Source organism: Methylobacterium sp. WL7 (assembly GCF_008040085.1).
In the GTDB taxonomy this organism is placed as follows: domain Bacteria; phylum Pseudomonadota; class Alphaproteobacteria; order Rhizobiales; family Beijerinckiaceae; genus Methylobacterium; species Methylobacterium mesophilicum.
In genome coordinates this window covers 1-2,818 of the sequence record NZ_VRVG01000264.1, presented here as the reverse complement: position 1 = coordinate 2,818, position 2,818 = coordinate 1, and the positions used below count along the sequence as shown (strand labels likewise).

Annotated in this window: 1 protein-coding gene and 1 pseudogene; one reads left to right on the top strand and one right to left on the bottom strand. The window is 54.0% G+C overall.

The window, feature by feature from the left end; all coding sequences use genetic code 11:
* Positions 1-842: glycosyltransferase family A protein (locus FV233_RS28975; RefSeq protein WP_147899592.1), on the top strand; the 842-nt coding region annotated here is incomplete at its 5' end.
* A 1,020-nt stretch (positions 843-1,862) separates the two neighbouring features.
* Here the strand turns inward: FV233_RS28975 and FV233_RS31495 are convergent.
* Positions 1,863-2,553, bottom strand: a pseudogene (locus tag FV233_RS31495) (IS3 family transposase); the annotation flags it as partial.
* Between the last annotated feature and the right edge of the window lie 265 nt (positions 2,554-2,818).

The following is a 2,818-nucleotide window of genomic DNA, read 5'->3' as shown; positions in this document are numbered from 1 at the left end:
TCGTCACGGAAACGTTGCGACGTATTATTGATAAACAAACTCATCGGGCATTTAAGATAATTGTTTCCTGTACAGATCCAGAGGATGTTGGAGCTGCGATTAATTGGCCCAACATCGTAGTATTGACCGGTTCGGCGGGTCTTGCAGCACAGCGGAATCGTGCTCTGGAAGCAATCCCCAGAACCGCTGAGCTCGTCGTTTTTTTTGACGACGATTTTGTTCCTGCGGCAGATTGGTTGGAGATTGCAGCTAAGATATTTATGATGGAATTAGATATCGTAGGGTTTACCGGGTCGGTGATTGCAGACGGCATAAAAGGTCGCGGCTTGACTTTCGAAGATTCAGATCATTTAATTGGTCAAATCGGATCGGTGACGCCGTCTAGGCTTGTTGAGCCTTTCAGTCCATACGGTTGCAATATGGCCTTTCGACTGTCTGCTATCGGTGATTTACGTTTTGACGAGCGTTTAGTTTTATACGGCTGGCTTGAAGACCGCGATTTCGGAGCGGCACTTAAAAATAAGGGGGGTCGGATCGTAAAATGCAGCGATGCAAAGGGTATTCATTTGGGGGTGAAGAGCGGTCGTATTGCGGGCGATAGGCTTGGTTATTCACAAGTGATCAATCCTTTATATATGCTTCGTAAGGGTACAATTTCTCGTTATCAAGTTGCTAATCATATATTTAAAAACGTTGCAAGTAACCTTCTAGGTTCAATATGGTCGAAGTCGTATGTTGATCGAAGGGGGCGGTTGCGTGGCAATATACTCGGATTTCTAGATGCAATTTTTGGCTTCGTCGAACCAGAACGGGTTCTTGGAGTAAAACGTAAAAATCAGTAGGCTTTTCTTGTATAGCTTATTTTGCTGGAAATTCGGCGAAAATATAATCATTAGCTCACAAATCCGTCGTGTTTGGTGCGGGCTGAACCATCAACGAAACGCGATAATAATTGCCGTCGCTGAAGCAAGTGATTGGTAAATTAGCCGTATCGAAGGGTCATGCGGTTAGATTGGACTAGGGAGGGGTAATCCCCCTTGATATAGCATCGTTTTAGATAGCAATGTTTATCGTAGCGGATAAGGTTTGCTCAATCCCGATTTACCGTGAGGACTTTTGGCTGTGTTATGGAGTTGATTGTAGGTAATCACCGCCCCCGCTTGCGCGGAGCGTATTTCGCTGACGCCTTTGTGGGATGTGTCGAAGCGACCTTAAGCAGCTTAGCCGCGAGTAGCTGATCAATCTCGTGCTGCGGCTGCAACGGTCAGAAAATACATTGCGCACTTCGTCTAAGCCGCCCTCGACGAAATACAAGGAGCAACGCGCTTAGTCCAATTCTTGCGGCGCCAAGCCTGGTCACGGCGGATACAGCCGAGCGATAATCCAGATGCCATCGTCAAGCACCATTTTAAGGAATGTTGCTGCTGTGGGGGCGGCCTGCATAGGGAACTTTGCGCCGAAATTGTCAGCGCCTTGGAACGCGGATCAAGCTGTCCGCAGTGACGCCGATCGTCACGCAACACGAACGGATTGCCGTACAGTGCCCAAACTCTGTGACGCGGGCCCTGGCTTCGGTACCGAAGCAAGCGCAGGGCATCCTGTTCGGGCCACGACTGCACGTTGCTGTGATATACCTCATAACCTTCAAGGTACTCTCGTACGGGCGGTTACAAGCGGCGCTCTTCGAACTTTTCGATTCCAACCTTAGTCGGGACGCGCTGAGGAACCAGCTCCGCCTGGCGCCTGAAAGCTTCCATCCTGGTCACGGCGCGGCCGACTTGGCCCTGCTCAACGCCTCAGTCATCGCCTCCGAGACCGGCGTGCGCATCGAGTGGTCCTCCCCCACCTTCGCGGGCAAAGTATTAGCTGGCGTTCCGACCGGCTTGCTTGAGCGTGATGCAGCCGAGGGCCGAGTGGATCCAATGTCGATTGTGGTAGCCTTCGATTTTGGTAAACAAGTCAAGTCGGGCCTCCTCCTGGGTCGTCATCGTCGCTGTCGGACGAGTTAGACATCAGGGTATGGAGGTCTTTCGATAAGCTCAGAATGTGGGCTTTCCATCGAGGCGCTATCGTAGCAGCAGCTGATCCGGCTCATTGAGGGTATCGCCTGCATGCCGACAGGCTGCGCTCTGTAGGCCTCGGCGGCGTATCGGCTGCCGCGATCCGAGCTGCAGATGAGCCCTACGGTCGGTCGTTGTCGGTTGGGTGACCATCATCAGAGCTGCCGACGTCAGTTCGGTCCGCATGTGCTCGCGAGTCGACCAGCCAATGATCAAACGGTTGGCAAGATCGAGGACGGCGGCCAGGTAGAGCCAGCCTTCGCTGGTGGGGAGGTCGTGACGGCAGTCGGTAGTGTGGGCGCCATGCCAGGGTCCGAACACGATGACGGCGCATCAGGCGCTCCACCCGCCCGCGATTGACTGTTTGGCCCTTTGCCCACAGGGCGGCATGCACGCGAGGCGAGCCGTAGCGACTACGATGCCCGGTGTAGATACGCCGGACATCGTCGAACAGTTGAATGTTGGACGTCGCCTGGGGTGCTCTCGGAGCGTTATCCCCAACCGCATTAGGTGTTTGATCCCGCGGTGTGGTGGTACGGTTGACCACCATGCTGCGAGGGATGCGCTATGGGCCAGGTTCTCCATGGAAGCGCCACCACGACGGAGCGGCTGTGTTGAAGGTCATGCGGTGTGAACCGCCCCGGGTTTCCCGGAAGCTCCAACTCCTGAGAGGATGGAGCCATGACGAAGCGAACCCCACCGTATTCTCCTGAGGTCCGTGCCCGCGCGGTGCGGATGGTGCTGGACCATCAAGGCGA